This window comes from Methylobacterium sp. B4, assembly GCF_003201865.1.
In the GTDB taxonomy this organism is placed as follows: domain Bacteria; phylum Pseudomonadota; class Alphaproteobacteria; order Rhizobiales; family Beijerinckiaceae; genus Methylobacterium.
On the sequence record NZ_QJJJ01000027.1, the window covers coordinates 35,632 to 58,476 of the forward strand.

19 protein-coding genes and 1 pseudogene are annotated in these 22,845 nt (G+C 69.9%); 11 read left to right on the plus strand and 9 right to left on the minus strand.

The window, feature by feature from the left end:
* The first annotated feature begins 16 nt into the window (after window positions 1-16).
* From BY998_RS21155 to ettA, 4 genes are all read left to right on the plus strand, one after another.
* Window positions 17-1,129 (plus strand): 5-(carboxyamino)imidazole ribonucleotide synthase, encoded by a 1,113-nt coding sequence (locus BY998_RS21155; RefSeq protein ID WP_110353677.1) that lies wholly within the window; start codon window positions 17-19, stop codon window positions 1,127-1,129.
* 359 nt (window positions 1,130-1,488) lie between these two features.
* The gene (locus tag BY998_RS21160; protein ID WP_110353678.1) at window positions 1,489-2,349 is read left to right on the plus strand and encodes a tetratricopeptide repeat protein; all 861 of its coding nucleotides are present in this window, start codon (window positions 1,489-1,491) and stop codon (window positions 2,347-2,349) included.
* Between the two features lie 65 nt (window positions 2,350-2,414).
* Window positions 2,415-2,693 (plus strand): hypothetical protein, encoded by a 279-nt coding sequence (locus BY998_RS21165; protein WP_110353679.1) that lies wholly within the window; start codon window positions 2,415-2,417, stop codon window positions 2,691-2,693.
* 222 nt (window positions 2,694-2,915) lie between these two features.
* The gene (gene ettA, locus BY998_RS21170) at window positions 2,916-4,568 is read left to right on the plus strand and encodes an energy-dependent translational throttle protein EttA (RefSeq protein ID WP_110353680.1); all 1,653 of its coding nucleotides are present in this window, start codon (window positions 2,916-2,918) and stop codon (window positions 4,566-4,568) included.
* 181 nt (window positions 4,569-4,749) lie between these two features.
* Here the strand turns inward: ettA and BY998_RS21175 are convergent, their stop codons facing one another.
* The 3 genes from BY998_RS21175 to BY998_RS21185 form a co-directional block, all read right to left on the minus strand.
* Window positions 4,750-5,970 (minus strand): phosphopentomutase, encoded by a 1,221-nt coding sequence (locus tag BY998_RS21175; RefSeq protein ID WP_110353681.1) that lies wholly within the window; start codon window positions 5,968-5,970, stop codon window positions 4,750-4,752.
* A gap of 3 nt (window positions 5,971-5,973) precedes the next feature.
* The gene (locus BY998_RS21180) at window positions 5,974-7,602 is read right to left on the minus strand and encodes an ABC transporter ATP-binding protein (RefSeq protein ID WP_110353682.1); all 1,629 of its coding nucleotides are present in this window, start codon (window positions 7,600-7,602) and stop codon (window positions 5,974-5,976) included.
* 106 nt (window positions 7,603-7,708) lie between these two features.
* Complete coding sequence (locus BY998_RS21185) at window positions 7,709-9,871, minus strand: molybdopterin-dependent oxidoreductase (RefSeq protein WP_110353696.1); 2,163 nt, start codon at window positions 9,869-9,871, stop codon at window positions 7,709-7,711.
* A 239-nt stretch (window positions 9,872-10,110) separates the two neighbouring features.
* Between BY998_RS21185 and BY998_RS21190 the strand changes: the two genes are divergently transcribed.
* Complete coding sequence (locus BY998_RS21190) at window positions 10,111-11,025, plus strand: lytic transglycosylase domain-containing protein (protein ID WP_110353683.1); 915 nt, start codon at window positions 10,111-10,113, stop codon at window positions 11,023-11,025.
* Window positions 11,026-11,096: 71 nt separating this feature from the next.
* Window positions 11,097-12,002, plus strand: a complete 906-nt coding sequence (locus tag BY998_RS21195) for an alpha/beta hydrolase (RefSeq protein WP_110353684.1) — start codon at window positions 11,097-11,099, stop codon at window positions 12,000-12,002.
* A gap of 84 nt (window positions 12,003-12,086) precedes the next feature.
* On the opposite strand, the gene map is transcribed toward BY998_RS21195, so the two are convergent.
* Window positions 12,087-12,839 (minus strand): type I methionyl aminopeptidase, encoded by a 753-nt coding sequence (gene map / locus BY998_RS21200; RefSeq protein WP_110353685.1) that lies wholly within the window; start codon window positions 12,837-12,839, stop codon window positions 12,087-12,089.
* A gap of 196 nt (window positions 12,840-13,035) precedes the next feature.
* Window positions 13,036-13,923 (minus strand): transcriptional regulator GcvA, encoded by an 888-nt coding sequence (gene gcvA / locus BY998_RS21205; protein WP_110353686.1) that lies wholly within the window; start codon window positions 13,921-13,923, stop codon window positions 13,036-13,038.
* 95 nt (window positions 13,924-14,018) lie between these two features.
* On the opposite strand from gcvA, the gene BY998_RS21210 reads away from it, so the two are divergent.
* Complete coding sequence (locus tag BY998_RS21210) at window positions 14,019-14,975, plus strand: zinc-dependent alcohol dehydrogenase family protein (protein WP_110353687.1); 957 nt, start codon at window positions 14,019-14,021, stop codon at window positions 14,973-14,975.
* A gap of 236 nt (window positions 14,976-15,211) precedes the next feature.
* Here the strand turns inward: BY998_RS21210 and BY998_RS21215 are convergent, their stop codons facing one another.
* Entirely contained in the window at window positions 15,212-15,628 is a 417-nt protein-coding gene (locus BY998_RS21215) for an acyl-CoA thioesterase (protein ID WP_110353688.1), read from the minus strand.
* Between the two features lie 254 nt (window positions 15,629-15,882).
* Between BY998_RS21215 and BY998_RS21220 the strand changes: the two genes are divergently transcribed.
* On the plus strand, window positions 15,883-16,548 hold the full coding sequence (locus BY998_RS21220; RefSeq protein WP_110353689.1) for a transglutaminase-like cysteine peptidase: 666 nt from the start codon (window positions 15,883-15,885) through the stop codon (window positions 16,546-16,548).
* A 162-nt stretch (window positions 16,549-16,710) separates the two neighbouring features.
* Window positions 16,711-17,034 (plus strand): hypothetical protein, encoded by a 324-nt coding sequence (locus BY998_RS21225; RefSeq protein WP_110353690.1) that lies wholly within the window; start codon window positions 16,711-16,713, stop codon window positions 17,032-17,034.
* 13 nt (window positions 17,035-17,047) lie between these two features.
* Here the strand turns inward: BY998_RS21225 and BY998_RS21230 are convergent, their stop codons facing one another.
* The 3 genes and pseudogenes from BY998_RS21230 to BY998_RS21240 form a co-directional block, all read right to left on the minus strand.
* Window positions 17,048-18,424: a hybrid sensor histidine kinase/response regulator gene (locus BY998_RS21230; protein ID WP_110353691.1), complete on the minus strand. Its 1,377-nt coding sequence runs from the start codon at window positions 18,422-18,424 to the stop codon at window positions 17,048-17,050.
* On the minus strand, window positions 18,421-19,617 hold the full coding sequence (locus BY998_RS21235; protein WP_110353692.1) for an FIST N-terminal domain-containing protein: 1,197 nt from the start codon (window positions 19,615-19,617) through the stop codon (window positions 18,421-18,423). Before BY998_RS21235 ends, BY998_RS21230 begins: the two co-directional genes overlap by 4 nt.
* Before the next feature lie 136 nt (window positions 19,618-19,753).
* A pseudogene (locus tag BY998_RS21240) lies at window positions 19,754-21,255 on the minus strand (YifB family Mg chelatase-like AAA ATPase).
* A gap of 238 nt (window positions 21,256-21,493) precedes the next feature.
* Here BY998_RS21240 and BY998_RS21245 point away from each other — a divergent pair.
* Window positions 21,494-21,736 carry a hypothetical protein gene (locus BY998_RS21245; RefSeq protein ID WP_110353693.1) on the plus strand — a complete coding sequence of 81 codons (243 nt, stop codon included), beginning with the start codon at window positions 21,494-21,496 and terminating at the stop codon, window positions 21,734-21,736.
* Window positions 21,737-21,748: 12 nt separating this feature from the next.
* Window positions 21,749-22,009: a hypothetical protein gene (locus BY998_RS21250; protein ID WP_110353694.1), complete on the plus strand. Its 261-nt coding sequence runs from the start codon at window positions 21,749-21,751 to the stop codon at window positions 22,007-22,009.
* The last annotated feature ends 836 nt before the right edge of the window (window positions 22,010-22,845 follow it).

The following is a 22,845-nucleotide window of genomic DNA, read 5'->3' on the forward strand; positions in this document are numbered from 1 at the left end:
CGCAGCACGACACGCCATGGCCACTTCCTCCTCCTCGCCGCAGATCCGGCCCGGCGGCATCCTCGGCATCGTCGGCGGCGGCCAGCTCGGCCGCATGATCGCGCTGGCGGCGGCCGAGTACGGCCTCAAGGTCCATATCTACGCCCCCGACGCCGGCAGCCCGGCCTTCGACGTGGCGCATGCCCACACGCTCGCCTCCTACGACGACGCGGCGGCGCTCGCCGCCTTCGCCGATGCCTGCGACGTGGTCACCTACGAGTTCGAGAACATCCCCCACGCCGCCGCCTCAGTGCTGGCCGAGCACGCGACGCTCCGCCCGAGCGCGACCGCGCTGCTCACCACGCAGGACCGCCTCTCCGAGAAGGATTTCGTGGGTTCGCTCGGCATTCCGACGGCGCCCTACCGGGCCGTCGATACGGCCGAGGACCTCGCCCGCGCTCTCGACGAACTCGGCCGCCCCGCCGTCCTGAAGACCCGTCGCTTCGGTTACGACGGCAAGGGCCAGCGCATCATCCGGGAGGGCGAGGACGCGACGGCGCTGCTCGCCGAGTTCAAGGGTGCGCCCTGCATCCTCGAAGGCTTCGTGCCTTTCGAGCGGGAGATCTCGGTGGTCGCCGCCCGCGGGCCCGACGGGGCGTTCGCCGCCTACGATCCCTGCGCCAACGAGCACCGCAACCACATCCTCGCCCTCACCCGCGTGCCGGCACCCGGCCTGACCCGGGAGACGGGCGACGCCGCGGTCGCCGTCGCCCGGGCCATCGCCGAGGCGCTCGACTATGTCGGCGTGCTCGCCGTCGAGATGTTCGAGATCGCCGGCCCCGAGGGCGCCGCCCGCCTCGTCGTCAACGAGATCGCGCCGCGGGTGCACAATTCCGGGCACTGGACCATCGAGGGCGCGCTGACCTCGCAATTCGCGCAGGCCGTGCGCGCGGTCTGCGGCTGGCCGCTCGGCGACACCGCCCGCACCGGCGGCATGGCGGTGGAGATGGAGAACCTCATCGGCGATGGGGCCGACGCCTGGGCGGCCCTGCTGGCGGAGGCTGGCGCGCATCTCCACCTCTACGGCAAGGCCGAGGCGCGGGCCGGCCGCAAGATGGGGCACGTCACGCGGCTGAAGCCGCTGGGCTGATCTTCGCAGCCTGCGGAGCGTTTCTGTCGCTTCGCTGCAACAGAAAACCACAGTCGAACCCGGTTGGGGCCGCTCGACGAAGGCGTGAAGACCCGGGCCACACCTTCGCCACATCCCGCCGTTTCAGCAAAGGGTACGGGGCGTCGGCAGACGGCACCGTGCCAATCCTCCGGTCTCGATCGCCGGTTGGGCGGCACGGGCTTCTCCCGGCCGGGTCTCGCCGAACCGTCGCGTTCGCGGGACCATCATTAAGCGCCCCTTCACCGTGTTGCGGCAGCGTGCACGCGACGTAATGGATTCCGGCCCCTTCGGGCGGCCGCGGAGATCCGGGAAGCGGGCTCGCGGGGGAGAACGTGAAGATGAACGGGATGCTGCTGCAGGGACGCAAGGTGGGACTGCTCGGTGCCGTCGCGCTGACGACCGCGGCGCTGGCCGGCTGCGAGACCTATGGCAGCGCCACCGCGCCACGCCAGTTCGCGGTGCTGGAATCCGACACGACGGGTGCCACCAACGTCAACATCGCCTCGCTCAGCGACGTGATCAGCCGCAACCCGTCGGATGCGGGCGCCTACGTCACCCGCGGCGCGGCTTACGCCCGCTCGGGCCAGTTCGGCGACGCGATCACCGATTTCTCGAAGGCGATCCAGCTCGATCCGAACTCCGCCTCCGCCTACAACAACCGCGCGCTCGCCTACCGCCAGACCGGCCGCAACGAGGCGGCGATGCAGGATTTCTCCAAGGCCATCGCCACCGATCCGAATTTCTCGGCCGCCTATATCGGCCGGGCGAACCTCGCGCGCTCGCAGGGCGACCTCGACGGGGCGCTCAACGACCTCAACGTCGCGATCCGCCTCGCGCCGGAATCGGCCGAGGCGTACCATGCCCGCGGCCTCGTGCGGCAGAAGCAGGGCCACAACCCGGAGGCGATCGGCGATTTCGCGGCCGCCATCGACCGCAACCCCTTCGTGGCCGCGCCCTACGCCGCCCGCGGCCAGAGCCTGATCTCGCTCTCGCAGTACGACAAGGCGATCGAGGACTTCAACGCCGCCCTCAACGTCAACTCCAAGGATGCCGGGTCCTGGGCCTATCGCGGGCTGGCCTACGAGAAGACCAACCGGCGCAAGGAAGCGAGCGAGAGCTACCAGCAGGCGGCCCGCCTCGACCCCAATAACACGGTCGCCAAGCAGGGCGTCGGCCGGATGCAGGGCGGCCTGTTCTAGGATACCGTCGCGCCGAAGCGGGCCCGCCTCGGCGAGAGCCGGTGCGCCGAGGAGCGTGAGGCCCCATGCCGCGCCGCAAAGCCGAGCCCGTCCCGCCCTTCCGCCCGTTCGCGGACGATGCGGGCGTCCAGACCCTGGCGGGCTTCTCCATCGAGAACGGCGCGCGCCGCATCGCGCTGCACGGCAGCCTCGAGCTCACCCGCGACCGGGCAGGCCTGAAGCGGGCGCGCGCCCTGAAGAGCCTCCTCGACGCGGTGGTCGCCGCCCTCGAAGCGGAGGATCTGCCCGAGGCGCTCCCCGAGGAGCCCGAGACCGGCGCGCCCGTGCGAAATCCTTTCGCCTGACGCGGGTCGCCCCCATCTCCCGAGCCATGCCCCTCCGCCCCGTCCTTGCTCCGGCCGGGCGGCCCTGATACTCGGGCAGCAAATCTTTATCCGCAGGCGGAAGGCGCCCCGCGTGGCTCGGCTCGACCGGTTCGGCTCGGTCGACTCATCCGCGCGCGAGAGGCCACGCATCCGCGACCGCCGGCTCGACCGGCTCCCACGCTACACGCAGGACGAACGCACATGGCCCGCGAATTCATCTACCACATGCGGGGTCTGACCAAGACCTATGTCGGGGGCAAGAAGGTCCTCGAGAACGTCAACCTGTCCTTCTACCCCGACGCCAAGATCGGCGTGCTCGGCATCAACGGTGCCGGCAAGTCGACGCTGCTCAAGATCATGGCGGGCATCGACAAGGACTGGACCGGCGAGGGCTTCGTGGCGCAGGGCGCGCGCGTCGGCTACCTGCCGCAGGAGCCGCAGCTCGATCCGAACAAGTCGGTGCGCGAGAACGTCATGGAGGGCGTCGCCGAGAAGCAGGCGCTGCTCGACCGCTACAACGAACTCGCCATGAACTATTCCGAGGAGACGGCGGACGAGATGACCGCCCTCCAGGACAAGATCGAGGCGCAGAACCTCTGGGAGCTCGATTCCAAGGTCGATCAGGCCATGGAAGCGCTCGGCTGCCCGAGCGACGAGCAGCCGGTGGCCACCCTCTCGGGCGGCGAGCGGCGCCGCGTGGCTTTGTGCAAGCTGCTGCTGTGGGAGCCGGAACTGCTGCTCCTCGACGAGCCGACCAACCACCTCGACGCCGAGACGGTGAACTGGCTCGAAGGCCACCTCAAGCAGTATCCGGGCGCGATCCTGATCGTGACCCACGACCGCTACTTCCTCGACAACGTCACGGGCTGGATCCTCGAGCTCGATCGCGGCCGGGGCATTCCCTACGAGGGCAACTACTCCGCTTGGCTGGTGCAGAAGCAGAAGCGCCTGGAGCAGGAGGGCCGCGAGGACATGGCCCGCCAGCGCTCGATCGCCCGCGAGCAGGAGTGGATCGCCGCCTCGCCCAAGGCCCGGCAGTCGAAGTCGAAGGCGCGTATCACCCGCTACGAGGAGCTGGTCGCCAAGCAGAACAGCAAGGTCGACGCGGCCGCGCAGATCGTCATCCCGATCGACGAGCGCCTGGGCACCAACGTCATCGAGTTCGATCACCTCAACAAGGCCTTCGGTGACCGCCTGCTGATCGAGGATCTCTCGTTCAAGCTGCCGCCGGGCGGCATCGTCGGCGTCATCGGCCCGAACGGCGCCGGCAAGACCACCCTGTTCAAGATGATCACCGGCCAGGAGAAGCCCGATGGCGGGCGGATCGACGTCGGCGAGACGGTCAAGCTCGGCTACGTCGACCAGTCGCGCGACGCGCTCGATCCCAACGCCACGGTCTGGCAGGAGATCTCGGGCGGCAACGACATCATCTATTTCAACAAGCGCGAGATCAATTCGCGGGCCTATTGCGCGGCCTTCGCCTTCAAGGGCGGCGACCAGCAGAAGAAGGTCGGCACCCTCTCGGGCGGCGAGCGCAACCGCGTGCACCTCGCGCGCACGCTCAAGGGCGGCGCCAACGTGCTGCTGCTCGACGAGCCGACCAACGATCTCGACATGGAAACCCTGCGCGCCCTCGAGGACGCGCTGGAGGATTACGCCGGCTGCGCGGTCATCATCAGCCACGATCGCTGGTTCCTGAACCGCATCGCGACCCATATCCTCGCCTTCGAGGGTGAGAGCCATGTCGAGTGGTTCGAGGGCAACTTCTCGGACTACGAGACCGACAAGAAGCGCCGGCTCGGGCTCGACTCGATCATTCCGAAGAAGCTGAAGTACAAGAAGTTTTCGCGCTGATCCGCCTCTCCCCGCACGCGGGGAGTAGGGCCGGCGACAGTTCTCCAGCCGAGAGGCTCCGCCGTCCTCGCGCGGCGGAGCCGTCCAGTCCGCGGTCTCCTCCGGATCGGTCGCGCGGCTGGATCGCTTCGCCGACGCTCGCGATGACGGCGGGCCCGGGATCAGTTGCGAGGAGACCTCCTCACCACCACGCTCGACCCGCCCCGAGCGGCGGCAGGCCAAGATGGGCCGCCACCGAGGCGCCGATATCGGCGAAGGTCTCGCGGCGCCCGATCGAACCCGGCGCGACCTCCGGGCCAAAGGCCAGGACCGGCACCTGCTCGCGGGTGTGCTCGGTGCCGGTCCAGGTCGGGTCGTTGCCGTGGTCGGCGGTGATGATGCACAGATCGCCCGGCCGCAGCGCCGCCCGGATCGCGGGAAGGCGCGCATCGAAGGCTTCTAGCTCGGCGGCATAGCCGGGCACGTCGCGGCGGTGGCCGTGCTCGGTGTCGAAATCCACGAGGTTGAGGAAGACGAGCCCGCCCGCAGGCAGGGTCGAGAAGGCGTCGAGCGCCGCCTCCAGGCAGGCGGCGTTGCCGGCTGGCTTGATCTCGCGGCCCGTGGCGCGATGGGCGAAGATGTCGCCGATCTTGCCGACGCTGACGACCGCGCGGCCGGCCGCCTCCGCCACGTCGAGCAGGGTTTCGGCGGGGGGCGCGACGGCGAAATCCTTGCGGCGGCTGGTGCGGCGGAAACCCTCCGCCTCGCTGCCGAGGAAGGGCCGGGCGATGACCCGGCCGACGCGGTAGGGGTCGCAGAGTTCGCGGGCGATCCGGCAGGTTTCGATGAGCCGCTCCAGCCCGAACGCCTCCTCGTGGGCGGCGATCTGAAAGACGCTGTCGGCAGAGGTGTAGCAGATCGGCTGACCCGTCCGGACATGCTCCGCGCCGAACCTGTCGATGATGGCGGTGCCCGAGGCGTGGCAATCGCCGAGGATGCCGGGCAGCCCGGCCCGCTCGATCAGAGCCGCCGTCAGCGCCGCCGGGAAGGCGGGTTGGGTGTCGGGAAAATGTCCCCAGGCCTCCCGCACCGGCAGGCCCGCGATCTCCCAGTGGCCGGAAGGCGTGTCCTTGCCGGACGCGGTCTCGACGGCGTGCCCCCACAGCGCCTGAGGCGGCGTCTCGGGCGCGAGCCCCGGCGGCACGCGGCCGGTCGCCTCCTCGCAGGCGAGGCCGAGACCGAGAGCTGCGAGGTGGGGCAGGCGCAAGGGCCCCGAGCGCAGCCCGTCGCGGTCGCCGCGCCCGGCGGCGCAGGTTTCCGCGATATGCCCGACCGTGTCGGAGCCCGCGTCGCCGTAGCGGGCGGCGTCCGGGGCGCCGCCGATGCCGACGGAATCGAGGACGATGAGGAGCGCGCGCGCCATGCCTCAGGCTGGCACCGGCTCGGCGGTGGTCGCGGCATCCATCTCGAAGGCCGCCGCGAACAGGGTGCGGGTGTAGTCCGTCCTGGGCGCGGAAAAGATCTCCTCGGCCGGGCCCTCCTCGACCACTTGGCCGTGCTGCATCACCATGACGTAGTTCGAGAGCGCGCGGACCACCTTGAGGTCGTGGCTGATGAACAGGTAGGCGATGCCCCGCTCGCGCTGGAGGTCGCGCAGGAGCGTCACGATCTGCGCCTGCACCGAGCGGTCGAGCGCCGAGGTCGGCTCGTCGAGGACGACGAAGCGGGGCTTCAGGACGATGGCGCGGGCGATGGCGATGCGCTGGCGCTGGCCGCCGGAAAATTCGTGCGGGTAGCGGTCCATCGCCGCCGGATCGAGCCCGACATCGGTGAGCGCCTTGGCCACCAGGACGCGGCGCTCGTCGGCCCGGCGCACCTGTCCCTGCACTTCGAGCCCTTCGGCGACGATGTCGCCCACCGACATGCGCGGCGAGAGCGAGCCGTAGGGATCCTGGAAGACCACCTGCATGTCCTTGCGCAGGGGCCGCATGGCGCGCGGGCCCCTGTCCTCGATCCGCTGGCCGAGGAAGACGATCGGCCCCTCGGATTCGGTGAGCCGCAGCAGGGCGAGGCCGAGCGTGGTCTTGCCCGAGCCGGATTCGCCGACGACGCCCACCGTCTCGCCCGCCCGCACCCGGAGATGCACCCCGTCGACCGCCTTGACGTGACCGACGGTGCGCCGGAGCAGCCCCTCCTTCAGCGGAAACCAGACCTTGAGCGGCCCGGCCTCGACCAGCTGTTCGGCGCTCTCGGGCACGGGGTTCGCCCGCCCCGTGGGCTCCGAAGCGAGAAGGCGCTGCGTGTATTCGTGCTGGGGCCGGGTGAAGACCCGCTCAACCGGGCCCGCCTCGACCACCCGGCCCGCGAGCATCACGCAGACCCTGTCGGCGATGCGGCGCACGATGCCGAGATCGTGGGTGATGAACAGCATCGCCATGCCGAGCCGCTTCTGCAGATCGGCGAGCAGCGCGAGGATCTGCGCCTGCACGGTGACGTCGAGGGCGGTGGTGGGCTCGTCCGCGACCAGCAGGTCGGGCTCGCAGGCGAGCGCCATGGCGATCATCACCCGCTGGCGCTGGCCGCCGGACAATTCGTGCGGATAGGCCCCGAGCCGCCGCTCGGCGTCGCGGATGCCGACGAGATCCATGAGTTCGAGGATGCGGGTGCGCGCAGCCTTGCCCTTCAGGCCCCGATGGATCTCCAGCACCTCGCCGATCTGCCGCTGGATGGTGTGGAGCGGGTTGAGCGAGGTCATCGGCTCCTGGAACACCATGGTGATGTCCGCGCCGCGCACCGCGCGCATCTCGCGCTCGGGCAGCGTGAGCAGGTCGCGCCCCTTGAACAGGATTTTTCCGCCCGGATGGTGTGCCGCTCCGTCGAGCAGGCGCAGGATCGAGAGCGCGGTCACCGACTTGCCGGAGCCGGATTCACCGACCAACGCCAGGGTCTCGCCCCGCTCGATGGCGAAGCTGACGCGGTCCACCGCCAGCGTCTCGCGCGTCCCGCTTCGGAAGGCGACCGAGAGATCCTCGACGGTCAGCAGCGTATCGGACATCGAACCCCGGCGAACGAAAACGGCCCGCCGCGATCCGAAGGCCGGAGCGGCGGGCCGAGGGGTTATAGCGCGCGGGGACGGCCGCGCGAATCGTCTTCGCGTCGCGCTACTGCGCCAGCCCGACCTGCACGAGGTTGTCGCTGAAGGTCGGCGAGTGGCCCATGCCGCCATAGGTCGAGGCGCTGATGACGTTCACCGCCCCGTCCCGATTGAGCGAGTGCCAGTAGCCGAGCGAGGCGATGACCAGCCCCGGCGGCACCTCGTCGGTCACCCGCGCCTGGCCGTGGAAGGCGCCTCGATCGTTGAAGACCCGCACCAGCGCGCCCTCGCCGATCTCGCGGCTCCGCGCATCGGCCGGATTGATCAGGATCGTCTGCTCCCCCTGCGAGCGGATCTTGTGGGCCTCGTTGGCGTATTGCGAGTTGAGGAAGCCGTGGCTCTTCGGCGAGACGATGTTGAGGGGATAGCGCTCGGCCTGGGCCGGATTCGTCTCCGGCCGCTCGTTGGCCGGCACGTAGCCCGGCAGCGGGTCGAGGGCCTCGCCGCCCTGGAACTGCTCGTACATCTGCCGGAACGGCGGGGCGACGAAGTTGCCGCCCGTGACCGCGGCCTCAGAGTAGAACTCGCACTTGCCGGACGGCGTCGGGAAGTTGCCCTCGGCATGCGGCGTGCGCGTGTCCGGATCGCCGATGTTCAGGCGGTACCAGCCGTGCTGGCGGAAATGGTCCATGCCGATGCCGCCGAGCTTCGGGCTCTCCCAATCGAGATACCATTCCATGAGCTCGGTCTCGCTCATGGAGAACTGGGGCTCGGTGAAGCCGAAGGTCTTGGCCAGCCGCCGGAACAGCTCGGCGTTCGAGACCGTCTCGCCCGGCGGCTCGATCGCCTTCTGGTTCAGGGTGAAGAAGAAGTGCCCCCAGGAGAACATCATGTCGTCGTGCTCGGCCGCCATGGTGGCCGGCAGCAGGATGTCGGCGTAGCGGGCCGTGTCGGTGACGAAGTGCTCGCTGACGACGGTGAACAGATCCTCGCGGGCCAGCCCGCGCTTGATCTTGGCGGTTTCGGTCGAGTTCGAGACCGGGTTGGCGTTGTAGACCATCAGGGCGTGGATGCCGGGCTCGACCCCCGCCTCGCCGGTCAGCACCTCGCCGAGCTTGAGCACGTTGAGCACCCGCGTGCCCTCCGGGATCAGGTCCGGCCGGCAGACCCGGTCCCAATGCACCGGGAACTCCCACAACGGCATCTGGTAGACGCCGCCGCCCGGATCCTTCCAAGACCCCGTCAGGGCGGGAAGCGAGAAGATGGCGCGCAGCGCCTGGGCGCCGCCGGCACTCCGCTCCACCGCCACGCCGGGCCGAAGCGCCGCATTGCGGGTGGTGGCGTATTCGCGCGCAAGCTGCCGGATGTCCTCGGCGGGGATGCCGCAGATCTCGGCGGCGTATTCCGGCGTGAAGGCCTGTGCCCGTTCCTTCAGCGGCTCGAAGCCGACCGTGTGGCGGGCGATGTAGTCGGCGTCGGTCAGGCCCTCTTCGATGATGACGTGGATCATCGCCATGGCGAGCGCGCCGTCGGTGCCGGGCTTCGGCATCAGGTGCCAGTCGGCCTGGGCGGCGGTGCGCGAGCGGTAGGGGTCGATCACGATGACGCGGGCGCCGTGGCGCTGCGCCTCCTTCACCACGTGCCAGTGGTGGATGTTGGTCGAGACCGAGTTGCAGCCCCAGATCACGATGAGTTTCGACTGCGCGAAGCTCATCGGGTCGGTGCCGTTGGTCGGGCCGACGGTCAGCAGCCACGCCGTGCACGAGCCCGAGCCGCAGAACGTCTTCTCGGCCACCGTGGCGCCGAGCCGGTTGAAGAACGCGTCACCCACGGTGAGGCCCTGCACCACGCCCTCGTTGCCGAGATAGTTGTAGGGAAGGATCGCTTCCGCCCCGTGCGTCTCGATGATGCCGCTGAAGCGGCGATGGATCTCGGTGAGCGCCTCGTCCCAGCTAATCCGCTCGAACTGGCCGCTGCCCTTCGGGCCGGCGCGGCGCATGGGGTAGAGGACGCGGTCGGGGTTGTAGTGGTGGCGGTCGAAATCCTTGAGCTTGCCGCAGAGCGCGCCGCGGGTCATCGGATGATCCGGGTTGCCGCGCACGTCGATCAGCCGCCCGTCCTCGACGGTGTAGATCATCGAGCAGGTATCGGGGCAATCGTGCGGGCAGGCGCCGAGGCGCGTCACGGTCTCCGCGACCGTCTCCGACGCGAGCGGCTCCGACAGGGGCATGCGCTCTTCGAGCATGGTGTTCCTCCTCATGAGGCCGGATCTTGGCGTCCGGCTCTTGCAAGCATCGAGCCTAGCGCGGAGGCACCCGGAAAAATAGTGCGATTCTAAGGAGCGCAGGCAGGTACAACCCCACCGGGCAAGATCAGACCCTGCACCATGATGCATCGTCTTGGAACGAAGCGCGGCCATGAAGGCGAGCAGCCATCCTCTCGCCGAACGGGCGCCCTAGATGAGCCGGCGTGCCTCGCCTCTTCCTCGTTCTCATCCCGGCCGCGCTCATGGCCCTTGCCGGCCCGTCGCGTGCGGCCCCCTCGCCCGAGAGCGAGACGGTGGAGCAGGCGCTCTGCCGGCTGATCGAGGATTCGGCCAAGGCACGGCAGCTGCCGGTGCCGTTCCTGACCCGGCTGATCTGGCGCGAGAGTTCCTTCCGCGTCGGCGTGGTGAGCCCGGCCGGAGCGCAGGGGGTGGCGCAGTTCATGCCGGGCACCGCCAAGGACCGCGGGCTCAGCGATCCGTTCGATCCCGAGCAGGCGATTCCCCACGCGGCGCATTTCCTGGCCGACCTCGAGCGGCAGTTCGGCAATCTCGGGCTCGCGGCGGCGGCCTATAACGGCGGGCCGGGGCGCGTCTCGGCCTGGCTCGCCGGCAGCGGCGGCCTGCCCGCCGAGACGCGAGCCTACGTCATCGCCATCACCGGCCGGCCGGCGGAGGATTGGCGGCCGAACGCCGCCGTCGAGATGCCGGAGGGGGCCGACCCGGCCGGCAAGAAGCCCGACGCGAAATCCGAGCCGAAGCCCGTCGCGCCCGAGGCCGAGACGCAGACCTGCCTTCAGGTCACGGCGGCTCTGCGCATCCCCTCGCGCGGGGACCGCTTCGCGCTCGCCATCGAGGGCGGCCCGGCCGCGCCCTGGGGCGTGCAGCTCGCCGGCAACTTCTCGAAATCGCTGGCGCTCGCGAGCTTCCAGCGGGCGCGCACCCGCTATACCAGCGTGATCGGCGAGGTGCGGCCCATGATCATCGGCACGCGCCTGCGCTTCCGCGGCACGCGCACCTTCTACCGGGTGCGCATCCCGGCCGAGAGCCGCGGCGCGGCGGACGGCCTCTGCCAGAAGATCCGCACCGTGGGCGGCGCCTGCATCGTCCTGCGGACCTGACGCCATCAATCATCATCGCGGCGCCGCGCGGCCATGAAACCGCCGCGACCGCCGCGTCAATCACGGATCACATGATCAAGGCATTCGTCTCCCTCGTCTCCCTGGTCTGCCTCGGGCTCACCGCCCTGGGCCTGAGCGGCTGCTCGCCCCTGGCGCTGTTCGACGCGCTCGGCCCCCGCGACAAGGGCGGACGGATCGCGCTGCGCGACGCGGCCTACGGCGAGGACCCGCGCCAGCGCCTCGACGTGTTCGTGCCGGCCGTGCCCGAGGAGCGCGCGCCCGTGCTGGTGTTCTTCTACGGCGGCTCGTGGAACAGCGGCAGCAAGGACGACTACGCCTTCGTCGCGCAGGCCTTCGCCGCCCAGGGCTTCGTGACCGTGCTGCCGGACTACCGGCTCTACCCGCAATCGCGCTTCCCCGACTTCCTGGAGGACGGGGCGGCGGCAATCGCCTGGGTGCGCGACAACATCGCCGCGCACGGGGGCGACCCGAGCCGCATCCTGCTCGCGGGTCATTCGGCGGGTGCCTACAACGCGGCGATGCTCGGGCTCGATTCCAGCTACCTGCGCCGGGCCGGCATCGATCCGCGGGTGATCCGGGCCGTGGCGGGCCTGTCCGGCCCCTACGACTTCCTGCCCTTCGACCAGAAGACCTCGATCGACGTGTTCGGACAGGCGCCCGATCCGAAGGCGACGCAGCCCGTCACCTTCGCCAGCGCCCACTCGCCGCCGGCCTTCCTCGCCACCGGCGACACGGACACCGTCGTGCGCCCGCGCAACACCGCGAGCCTCGCCGAGCGCCTGCGCAGCGCCCGCGTCCCGGTGCAGGAGCGGGTCTACGAAGGGCTCGACCACGCCGACACGCTGCTGGCGCTCTCCATCACCTTCCGCAGCAAGGCCCCGGTGCTGGCCGAGATGAGCGCCTTCCTGCGCCAGCACGCGGGCGCGCGCCGCCTCACCACGCTGACGATGCACTGAGGCTTCGAGGGCGTGCCGCCCGACCCGTCGCGTTTCGCGCGGCGGGCGTAAGCCGCGGGAGACGCGCGGCTCCCGCCCGCGCCCCTACTGTCCCGGCATCGTCAGGATCAGCGGTCCGTTGCGGGTGGCCACGACCGTGTGCTCGTACTGGACCGTGAGGGCGCGCGGCCGGCTGTAGAGGGTCCAGGGATCGTCCCCGTCCTCGGCAAAGTCGGCCCCCAGCGACAGGAAAGGCTCCACGGTCAGCACCAGCCCGTCCGCCATGATCCGGCGCTCGGAAGCGTTGGGCCAAGTCGCGATCTCGGTCGGCTCCTCGTGCAGCGACCGGCCGACGCCGTGGCTGGCGAGGTTGCGTACCAGGGTGTAGCCGTTCTTCTTCGCGAAGCTGCCCACGGCCTGGCCGATACCCGCCAGCGGCTTGCCGGCCCCGACCTGCCGCAGGCCCGACCACATCGCCCGGCGCCCGTCCTTGCACAGCCGCTCGACCGCGCGCGTCACCGGCGGCACGGCGAAGGAGGCGCCGGTATCGGCGAAGTAGCCGTGCTTCTCCGCCGAGACGTCGATGTTGACGAGGTCGCCCGGCCCGATCCGCCGCTCGCCCGGGATGCCGTGGGCGATCTCCTCGTTGACGCTGATGCAGGTGGCCCCCGGAAAGCCGTAGACCGCCTCCGGCGCCGGACGCGCCCCGGCCGCTTCGAGAAACAGCCGCCCGATCCCATCGAGTTCGAGCGTGGTCATGCCGGGCTCGATCGCCCTTCCCATCGCCTCCAGCGCGTCGGCCACGATGCGCCCGATCCGTTTCAGCGCCGCGAGGTCGTCGTCGCTCGACACGGTCATGGGTTCTCCTTCCGTGGGATGCCGCAGGGGCTCCGGCTCGGTGGGTGCTCTTGGTCCGAAGCTGACGCTTGGTACCAAATCGCGAGGTGCGCTTGGGAGTGGAAAACCAGCTTTGGCGCGGTCCCACGCCTCAGACGAAATGTCAGTGCGAAACGCACAAGAGATGGACGAGCGGATGAGGGTCGGGACCGCGGGATCACACGGCTGCGGAGCCGAGCCAGTCGACCAGCTTTCCGACATCCCCCGCCCGGGCCGGATGCCGGGGATGGAGGACCCAGTAGGGGTGGGCGTCGAGGACGGGTCCGAAGGGTTGAACCAGCGCGCCGCTCGCTAGGTCGTCGGCGGCAAGCACGACCGACAGAAGCGCGATCCCTTGACCCGCGATCGCCGCCTGAATGACGTGACCTTCGTCGCTGAAGTGAATGCCCGCGCCGCCATCGACATCGGTGATCCCGGCCTTCCGCAGCCAGGCCGGCCATGTCGGCGTCTCGTCGGACAGGTGGGGCCACTCGAAGTGCAGCAGCGGGTAGCGCGCCAAATCTCTCTCGGATCGAACCGCGAGGCGAGGACTGCAAGCGGGTGTGACCCGGTCGACCACCAACCTGTGACCGTCGAGGTCGGGGTAGGGACCGGGTCCGTAGCGGACGGCAATGTCCACTCCGTCGCGGGCGAAGTCGATCAGGCTGTCGGACGCGTGCAGTCGCAGGTCGCAACCGGGATGCACGGCACGGAAGTCGGCAAGCCGTGGCACGAGCCACTTCGCGACGAAGGCGGTCGGAGCCGAGAGCGTGAGAAGACCGGCCGCGTGCCGGCCGCGGATCTGGTCGATGGCTTCGGCGAACGCGTCGAAGCCATCGCGAAGCACGGGCAGCAGCACGGCTCCCTCGGCGGTCAGCCGGACCCGGCGCGTCTCGCGGTGGAAGAGGCGAAGCCCCAAGGTCTGTTCGAGAAGCCGGATCTGATGGCTGATGGCGGTCGCCGTGACGCCCAGTTCGTCGGCGGCGCCGCGGAAGCTCAGGCGGCGCGCAGCCGCCTCGAAGGCCCGCAGCGCCGCGAGCGGGGGAAGCGATCTGCGCATCGTCATGGCTGAATGTAGCTCATCCATCCCGTGAGGAGAACGCGTTCGTCATCCCGCATCCCGGCTGACACAAGGGCGCCTGCCAAGGACGGGAGGCTCACTTGAAAGCGATGGTGTTGACGAGGTTCGGGGGACCGGACAGCTTCGAACTCCGGGACCTCCCCGACCCGCGGCCAGGCCCCCGGCAGGTCCGCGTGGCTGTGCATGCGACATCGATCAACCCGCTCGACGGACAGATCCGCCGCGGTGACTACGCCGACCAGGTCGAACTGCCGGCCATCATCGGCCACGATGTCTCCGGGGTGGTCGACCAGATCGGATCCGACGTGACGGAGTTCCGCGTCGGCGATGAGGTCTATTACACGCCGCGGATCTTCAGCGGGCCGGGATCGTACGCGGAATACCATGTGGCGGACGCCGACATCGTGGCACGAAAGCCCGTCAACCTGACCCATTCCGAGGCCGCGAGCGTCAGCCTCGTCGGCGTGACCGTTTGGGAAGGGCTGGTCGAGCGGGCCCGATTGCAGGTGACCGAAACGATCCTGATCCACGGCGGCGCCGGGGGCGTCGGGGCCATCGCCGTTCAGGTCGCCAAGGCCATCGGCGCGCGTGTCCTGGCGACGGCGCGAGGCGGCGACGCAGCCCTCGTCGAAGGGCTCGGCGCCTCGGCCGTCATCGATTTCGAGCGCGAGGACTACGTGGACGCCGTCACTCGCCTGACCGACGGCAGGGGCGTCGATGTCGTTCTGGATACGATCGGGCGCGACACGCTCTCGCGTTCCCCACGCATCCTCCGCGAGGATGGGCGCGTCGTCACCCTGGTGGACACCGCGACTCCCCAGAACCTCATCGATGCCTGGGGTCGGAACGCGACCTACCACTTCGTCTTCTCTCGCCAGACCGGCGGCAAGCTCGATGCCCTCACGCGCCTCCTCGAGCGCGGCCTCGTGGTGCCGCAAGTCGGCCTGGAGTTTCCTCTCGAGGAAGTCGCCCGCGCTCACGCGCGTTCCGAGGAGGGCCGGCTCAAGGGCAAGATCGTGCTTCGGGTGCGACCGTGACGCCGCCGGATCTCCGCCAGAGTCCCGGATCGAACAGGTCGCAAGTTCCGGTTGGTCGAAGACGACGGCTACGAAATCACTGCCGTTCCATGTCATCGACGACGTCGGACCGCTCCGAAGTGCCGAGCGCGGCCGCGCGAAAGCAGACGTACTGAGCGCCTCACATCGATCGCAAGCAACCCTTCCCGGACCCGGCGAGGCCCCTGCCCCGTCGTCCGCTGCCGGCCGGCGCCCCTTCAGGCGACCACCTCCCCTGGGATCGGCCGTGGCCGGCGGTCCGGGCCGATGGCGACGAAGGTGAAGAGCCCCTCCGTCACCTTCGTGGTGTCCTCACCTTCTCGCTCCCGGCGCCAGACCTCGACCTGGATGCGCATGGAGGTGCGGCCCGTCCTCACGATCCAGGCGTAGAAGCTCACCTCGTCGCCGACGAAGACCGGGCGGTGGAAGGTCATCGCCTCCGCCGAAATCGTGGCGCAGCGCCCCCGCGCCCGGCGCGCGGCGACGTTGCCGGCCGCCATGTCCATGTGGGCCATCAGCCAACCGCCGAAGATGTCGCCCGCCGGATTGGTGTCGGTGGGCATCGCCACCGTGCGGATCACCGGCGGCCCGCGGTCGGTGGGCTGGGCTTCGAGGGGGTTCGGCGCGCTCGTCATCGGAAGACTTTACGGATCGGTCGGATCGGAGGGTCGGTCCGAGCGTAGCAGCTGCCGTGCCGGCCGGGCAGCGCACGGGGTGACGGCGCTCCGGACTTGTCGCGAACCGTTCCACTCTGCCGACCACTGCCCACCGGCACCGCCGACCGTTCAAATGCGACCAAACGCGTTAACCGATTTTTAACCCGGCGATTGCGGCGGGCGGGCGCCTGTGAGAGCTTCATTAACGGAAGCTTAACTGCTCGGTCAGGGCCATGCGTATCGCGTTCTCCAAGCTCTGTGTCGCCCGGCCCCGCAAGGCGCTCAACCTGCTCGCAGGTCTCGCCCTGACCGGCCTCTTCCTCGCCGCGCCGGCGCGCACCGAGGCGCAGACCCACGCCGCGCTTCCCGCCGCCAGCCTGTCGGCGCTCACCACCGGCCCCGCCCGGCCGATCGCCGCCTGGGCCGAGTTCTGCGAGCGCTATGCCGGCGAGTGCGCCGTCGACCGCACGGAGCCGGCCGTCATCACCCTGACGCCCGCGCTCTGGCAGACGATCAACGGCATCAACCGCCGGATCAACCGGGCCGTCGAGGCGGTGACCGATCTCGATCACTGGCGCGCGGCCGACCGCTGGGATCTGGCCGAGGACGGCCGCGGCGATTGCGAGGACTTCCAGCTGCTCAAGCGCCGCCTGCTGGTCGATGCCGGCCTGCCGCGCCGGGCCATGCGGATGACCGTCGTCATCGACGAGAAGGGCGAGGGCCACGCCGTCCTCACCCTCATCACCAGCCGCGGCGACCTCGTGCTCGACAACAAGACCAACGCGATCCTGCCCTGGACGCAGACCGGCTACACCTTCGTCAAGCGTGAGAGCCAGGACGCCGTGGGCTGGGTCGCGCTCGGCCGCGACGCCTCGCCGCTCACCGCGGCCAACCGCTGAGCGGACCATTTCGGCTGTTCCGGATCGGGACCGAACCCGGCGCCGACGCGTTAGCAGACATTAACGGGTCGGCGACCAAGGTTGACAGGACGTTTCCGAGAGCAGCCCGCGGCTCGGAAAATCCCGTCGTTTCCTCGGGTTCGCCGTTCCAGGGTCCGCCCCATGCGCCGCGTCCTAGCCAGCCTCCTTCCGGCCCTCGTCCTCCTCGCCGCCCTCCCCGCCCGCGCGGAGAGCCCGGAGGCTGCGCGCCATACGGCCTGGCAGGCCTGCCTCGACGACGCCTTCGCGGACCACGCCCGGACCACGAGCCGCAGCTTCGCGGCGACCAAAGCGGTCTCGACCTGCCGCGACCGCGAGGAGGCCTATCTCGGCGCGCTCGCCGGCTCTCCGCTCCTCGACGGCGAGGACGTGGCGCGCATCCGCCCTGCCCTGATCGCCCGCGCCCGCGATCGGCTGATGGGGACGCAGCGCTTCAGCGCGCTCTGAACCGACCCGCCGCTTACGCCAGCATGTAGGCCAGCAGCGAGCGCAGCTGCGCCGGCTTGATCGGCTTGTGGACGAGTTCGGCCCCCGTGGACTGGGCGCGGGCGGCGATGTCGGCGCCGTGGTCGGCGGTGGTGAGGATGACCGGCGTGACCCAGCCCCGGTCGCGCCGCAGGAAATCGACCACGTCGAGGCCGCAGGCGCCGTTGTCGAGGTGGTAATCGATCACCATCACGTCCGGCCGCATCATCCCGGCCCCGAGCGCGGCCACGACGCCCGCTTGATCGCGAAACACCTGCACCTCGGCGTCCCAGTTGCGCAGGAGGCGCTGCAACGCCTCCGCCGTCGAGGCGTCGTTCTCGATCACGAGCACCCGGGCGCCGGTCAGCGTCGTCGCCAGGGGCGCCAGCGGCACCTGCGCCCCGGGGCGCTGCGTGGCGATCGGCAGGGTCAGGCTCAGGCGCGTGCCGTGGCCGCTGCGCGAATGCAGGGCGATGCCGTGGCCGAGCGTCGAGGCCGTGCGCTGCACGATCGAGAGGCCGAGCCCGAGCCCTACGCCCCCGTCGTCGGATTCGCGCCCGCCGCGGTAGAACTCCTCGAAGACGAGCGCCCGCTCGTGCTCGGGGATGCCGCAGCCGGTATCGATGACCTCGATCCGGCAGAGTTTGCCTTCCCTGCCGCCCCTGCGCCGCGCGGCGATCAGCACGCCGCCGCTCTCGGTGTAGCGGATCGCGTTGGAGACGAGGTTCTGCAGGATGCGCTGCAGCAGCACGCCGTCGGTCTCCACCACGAGGTCGCCGCAGCGGGTGACGAGTCGCAGTTCCTTTCGCTCGGCGAAGGGCCGGAAGCTCGCCTCGATCCCGGCCACGAGGTCGGCGAGCCGCACCGGCTTGACCACCGGGCGCACGATGCCGGCATCGAGCTTCGAGATGTCGATCAGCGTCTTGATCAGATCTTCGATCGTCTCCAGCCCCCGCTCCACCTGCCGGGCGATCCCTTTCGCCTCCGGACTCGGAGCGAGGTCGGTCAGCGCCGAGAGGGAGAGGCGCGCCGCGTTGAGCGGCTGGAGCAGATCGTGGCTCGCGGCGGCCAGGAAGCGGGTCTTGGAGCGGTTGGCGGTCTCGGCCTCTTCTTTCGCCGCCTGCAGCGCCTCGTTGGAGCGCTCCAGGCTGTGCATCAGCGCGGTCAGCTCCTCCGTGCGGGCGCGGACGCGGCCGTCGAGCATGATCGCGGTCTGGAACAGCGAGTAGGCGCCCCCCTGCTGATCCATGGTGCGCTCGACATGGGCCATCAGCGCCGCGTTGATGCGCTCCAGCTTGGCCACGCGCAGGTTCAGCGACTCGAGGGTCTGCGGTTCGGCGGAAGGCTCCGGCCAGAGGGTCGGGCGGTTCATCGCGTCGTCTTCACGCCCCGGTCCTCCGGCACCTCGGCCCGGCCGATCGCGATGCCCGTGAACGTCTGATTGAGATGCATCGAGCGGTACTGCTCGCCGTAGGTCTCGAAGCCGACCACGCCGTAGCGCTTGTACAGGTCGGCGATGCGGTGGCGCACCTGCCGGCTCTCCGCGTCGAGCCGCCGGAACACGCAGTCGAAACCGATCACGAGATCGAGGCCGCCGAGCGCCGCGTCGAGGTTTTCGAGCTCCGTGCGGGTCGCCTCGACGATGTCGCGGGGCTGGGCCAGCGTCATCACCACGCCCTCCCCGATGGCGCAGAAGAAGGTCATCGCCCCGTCCGGTTCCACCCGGCTGATCGAGCGGCAGTAATACTCGCCGCCGATCTTCACCGCGAGCGGATAGGCGGCAAAGCTCATCGGCGTGAGGTTTTCCGGATCGAGCCCGACCGCCATGGCGTATTCGCGCGCGGCCGGCTCGGCGTTCAGTTCGGTGACCCGCCGCGCCTCCTCGCAGGCGGCGGTGACCACGAACTTGCGGCTGGTCGGCTCGAAATTGTCGCTCTTGAAGATGCGGATCGGGAAATCGGTCTCAACGAGCAGGATCACCGCCGCGTCGCGCCACAGCGCGCCCTCGTGGATCAGGACCGTGCTGCGGAAGGCGAGGTCGTCGGCCGCCGAACCGCCGATCAGCGGGATGCCGTCGAGCGCCCAGGCGACCGCCGAGACCACGGTTTCCTCGGCATTGGAGAGGGCATCGATCAGGGAGAGCGCGAAGCGGTGGCTGCTGCCCGCATCCGGGCGACCCTGATCGAGCAGGCGGCGCAGGCCCCGCACGGTGGAGGCGGCCCCCTCCACGTCGAGCCGGGCGATGTCGGTGAGCAGGCCCGAGACGATCCGGAAGCCCTGGCGCGGGAAGGCGATGACGACGAGGCCGCGGTCGATCGAGCCCGCCGGGCTGATGCCGCCGGAGGTGGAGCAACCGGTCAGGGCCACGCCGGGAAAGCGGGCGGTGAGCGCCGCGGTGAGGGTCTGCGCGTCGTAGGCCGGCGAGAAGAACACGATGAGGTGGCCGAGCGCCGCGCGGTCGATGATCTCCGCCACGGCCGCGACCGCGCCCTCCGCCTCGCCCGCATCCGTCCAGGCTGTCTGGATTCCGCACAGATGCCGCCGCATCTGCGTACCGTGCGCCACCGTCCCGCTCCCTCGCGCGGGGTCGTTCCGGCAGACCGGACGCCCCTGACATATTGTGCACGACTATGTCTGCGGCGTGGGGGTGTGGCAATGGGCGGGCGGCCCACGGCTTCAAGAGCGCGCCACGTCCTCGGGATCAGGCCACCGCGGCCGGCCGCTCGCCCCGAGCCCGGTAGGACAGGGCCTCGGCCAGATGCAGCCGCCGCACCTGCGCCTCCCCGTCGAGATCGGCCAGGGTGCGGGCGAGACGGAGCGTGCGGTGGAAGCCGCGGGCAGAGAGCCGCATCGTCTCGGCCGCGCTGCGAACGAGCGCCGTGCCCTCGGCGTCGGGCGCTGCGACGGTCTCGATCACGCTCGCCGGGCAGGTGGCGTTGGTGGTGGCGCCCGGCAGCCCGAGCGCGGCGTAACGCGCGCCCTGAAGCGCCCGCGCCGCGGCGACCCGCGCGGCGGCCTCCACCGAGCCTTCCGCGGGCGGCGGCAGGATCAGGTCGGCGGCGGTCACGGCGGCGACCTCGATCCGCAGGTCGATCCGGTCGAGGAGCGGCCCGGAGATGCGCGCGCCGTACTGCGCCGCGCAGCGCTCGTTCGGGCCGCGTCGGCAGGCATAGCCCGGCTCCAGGGCCATGCCGCAGCGGCAGGGATTCATCGCTGCCACGAGCTGGAAGCGGGCCGGGTAGGTCACCCGGTGGTTGGCCCGCGCGATCATGATCTCCCCGGTCTCCATGGGCTGGCGCAGGGAATCGAGCACCTGGGGCGTGAACTCGGGCAGTTCGTCGAGGAAGAGCACCCCGCCATGGGCGAGCGAGGCCTCGCCCGGCCGCGCGCCGATGCCGCCGCCGACGAGAGCGGCCATGGAGGCGGAGTGGTGCGGCTGGCGGAACGGCCGGCGGTTCGAGAGCGCCCCACCCTTCAGCGCGCCCGCCACCGACTGGATCATCGAGACTTCGAGGAGTTCGCGGGGGCCGAGCGGGGGCAGGATCGAGGGGAGCCGGGCAGCCAGCATCGACTTGCCGGCCCCGGGTGGGCCGTTCATCAGCAGATTGTGACCGCCGGCCGCGGCGATCTCCAGGGCGCGCTTGGCGCTCTCCTGCCCTTTGATGTCGCGCAGATCCGGCATCGGCCCGGCGGGCGCGGCCACCGCGGGCTGCGGCCGGGCCATGACCTGGCTACCCTGAAGTGGTTGGCGAGCTGGATCAGCGAGCGCGGCGCCAGCACGTCCATGTCGCCGGCCGCCCAGGCCGCCTCCGGCCCCGTCGCCGCGGGGCAGATCAGCCCGAGCCCCTGGCCGTTGGCCGCCATCGCCGCCGGGAGCACCCCGGCCACCGCCGTGATCGAGCCGTCGAGCGCCAGTTCGCCGAGCACGCAGTAGCCGCCCAGCGCATCGGCCGGCAGCGCGCCGATGGCGCCCATCACCGCGAGCGCGATCGGCAGGTCGTAGTGCGAACCTTCCTTGGGCAGGTCGGCGGGGGCGAGGTTGCAGGTGATGCGCTTGGCCGGCAGCGCCAGCCCGGAGGCGATCAGGGCCGAGCGTACCCGCTCGCGGGATTCGGCCACCGCCTTGTCCGGCAGGCCGACGATCGTGAAGGCGACCGCACCCGGTGCGATCTGCACCTGCACGTCGACGGCGCGCGCCTCGATCCCCTCGAAGGCGACGGTTCAAAGCTGACAGTAGACAGGATTATTGTTTTTACACAATAGTTTGCGAAAGAAACGCACCTCAGGCTAGCGGCGAGTGTCACCAGAGTGTCACCGTGGGGCGCGATGCCGCTCCCGCTTTTCGGCATCCGGGGCTGCACCAATGTGATTTCGACCTCTATGTGCCGGCCACTAAGGGCAGTGTCTGCCCTCCTTCCTGTCGAAGTGGATCCACCGCACGATGCCGATCAAGGCGCTGAACGATCGCAAGAAGCTGTCGAGCGACTTCAACGAGGCCAATGACGCGTTCATCGACGCGGTGCTCGGCGCTCTCCAGGCCGGCGAGATCCCGCTCGACCTGGCCCGGGCCTACCTCGCCCACCCGGTCGCCATGATGCACTCGGATGGCCCGCAGGCCGTCGCCAACTACTTCGAGCGGATCCTCTCGCAGCAGCCTGAGATCGACTGGACGCCCGGCGAGTGAGCGGGGGCAGCCATGACCATCCCAGATCGCGAGCTTGAATTCTCTCCACTTTCCGGTCGTGTGACGCGAGATGGTGTGACAGTACAGGTCCACATCTACCGCTTCGCTGGCACCGACGAAGAGTGGACTCTGGAGGTCGTCGACCACGAGGATGGCTCGACCGTATGGGAAAACTCGTTCGACACAGATGTTGAGGCCTACGAGGCTTTCGAGCAGTGCGTGCGAGAGGGCGGGATCAGGACGTTCACGGAGGACGCGCCGACGCAGCATTGATGGCGCGTTCGGGCGTGAGCGAGGCGTGAAAGCAGCGGGCCGGCTCTGAGGGGCATTAGGCCGACCCGCTGGCCGCCGAGATAAGATCGGGACAGTTCAGCGGCATCGCCTCATGCGCTTCAGCGCTCCACCGCTCAAGTTGCTGTCACGCTACCTACCTAACATTTGATCCAGGGGCGAACGAGCCTTCCGCTCGTATGCGAAGGCTGGAAACAGCGGGTCGGTATGGGGGGGCAACACCGACCCGCTGGCCGTCTGCCGTGAAGCAGGAGTAGCCTTCGGCGCGACGACAGCATGTCGTGCTCGACGCGCCTGAAACGCTCAAGCACCGCTTTCGACTTATCCCGATGAACGCTGGGGATAGGCCGGGCTTGAGTGGCGCTCGAAAGCAGCGGGCCGGCGCCAGGCCCCCCTCAAGCACCGACCCGCCGTCCGCAAACTCCAGTGAGGCGATACGGTCCTGCGGACGCGCTCCTTCGTGCGCCTCCGTCAAAGGACGCACAAGCTACACCTTCGACGTAGCCCGAATGTAGTCCTAAGCCGGCCGGGCCCGCCGCGCACCTCCACTATCAGGACCACCACCATGACCCATGTGCTTCTGCTCGCGGCGCTGGCGCTCGCCTGTGTCGCGTCTTCGGCGTCGCGTTGGGAGACGCCGAAGGAGGTGGTGCGGGCGCCGTGCGTAGAGCGTGGGCTGCCGTTGGATTGAGAACGCAGTCGCCACCCCTGGCCATCGCAATTAGAGTTGCGTACAATCAATCATTGTTGACAAGCACTCCTGGGCGTCAATGACTGAGAGAGGCTAGCGCTCTTGCCTGAAAAGCTGGAGCAAACAC

Bases quoted from the DNA above. Each gene is read 5' to 3' on its own strand.
- BY998_RS21155 (WP_110353677.1), top strand. From the start codon at position 17: ATGGCCACTTCCTCCTCCTCGCCGCAGATCCGGCCCGGCGGCATCCTC.
- BY998_RS21160 (WP_110353678.1), top strand. From the start codon at position 1,489: ATGAACGGGATGCTGCTGCAGGGACGCAAGGTGGGACTGCTCGGTGCC.
- BY998_RS21165 (WP_110353679.1), top strand. From the start codon at position 2,415: ATGCCGCGCCGCAAAGCCGAGCCCGTCCCGCCCTTCCGCCCGTTCGCG.
- ettA (WP_110353680.1), top strand. From the start codon at position 2,916: ATGGCCCGCGAATTCATCTACCACATGCGGGGTCTGACCAAGACCTAT.
- BY998_RS21175 (WP_110353681.1), bottom strand. From the start codon at position 5,970: ATGGCGCGCGCGCTCCTCATCGTCCTCGATTCCGTCGGCATCGGCGGC.
- BY998_RS21180 (WP_110353682.1), bottom strand. From the start codon at position 7,602: ATGTCCGATACGCTGCTGACCGTCGAGGATCTCTCGGTCGCCTTCCGA.
- BY998_RS21185 (WP_110353696.1), bottom strand. From the start codon at position 9,871: ATGCCCCTGTCGGAGCCGCTCGCGTCGGAGACGGTCGCGGAGACCGTG.
- BY998_RS21195 (WP_110353684.1), top strand. From the start codon at position 11,097: ATGATCAAGGCATTCGTCTCCCTCGTCTCCCTGGTCTGCCTCGGGCTC.
- map (WP_110353685.1), bottom strand. From the start codon at position 12,839: ATGACCGTGTCGAGCGACGACGACCTCGCGGCGCTGAAACGGATCGGG.
- gcvA (WP_110353686.1), bottom strand. From the start codon at position 13,923: ATGACGATGCGCAGATCGCTTCCCCCGCTCGCGGCGCTGCGGGCCTTC.
- BY998_RS21215 (WP_110353688.1), bottom strand. From the start codon at position 15,628: ATGACGAGCGCGCCGAACCCCCTCGAAGCCCAGCCCACCGACCGCGGG.
- BY998_RS21220 (WP_110353689.1), top strand. From the start codon at position 15,883: ATGCGTATCGCGTTCTCCAAGCTCTGTGTCGCCCGGCCCCGCAAGGCG.
- BY998_RS21225 (WP_110353690.1), top strand. From the start codon at position 16,711: ATGCGCCGCGTCCTAGCCAGCCTCCTTCCGGCCCTCGTCCTCCTCGCC.
- BY998_RS21230 (WP_110353691.1), bottom strand. From the start codon at position 18,424: ATGAACCGCCCGACCCTCTGGCCGGAGCCTTCCGCCGAACCGCAGACC.
- BY998_RS21245 (WP_110353693.1), top strand. From the start codon at position 21,494: ATGCCGATCAAGGCGCTGAACGATCGCAAGAAGCTGTCGAGCGACTTC.
- BY998_RS21250 (WP_110353694.1), top strand. From the start codon at position 21,749: ATGACCATCCCAGATCGCGAGCTTGAATTCTCTCCACTTTCCGGTCGT.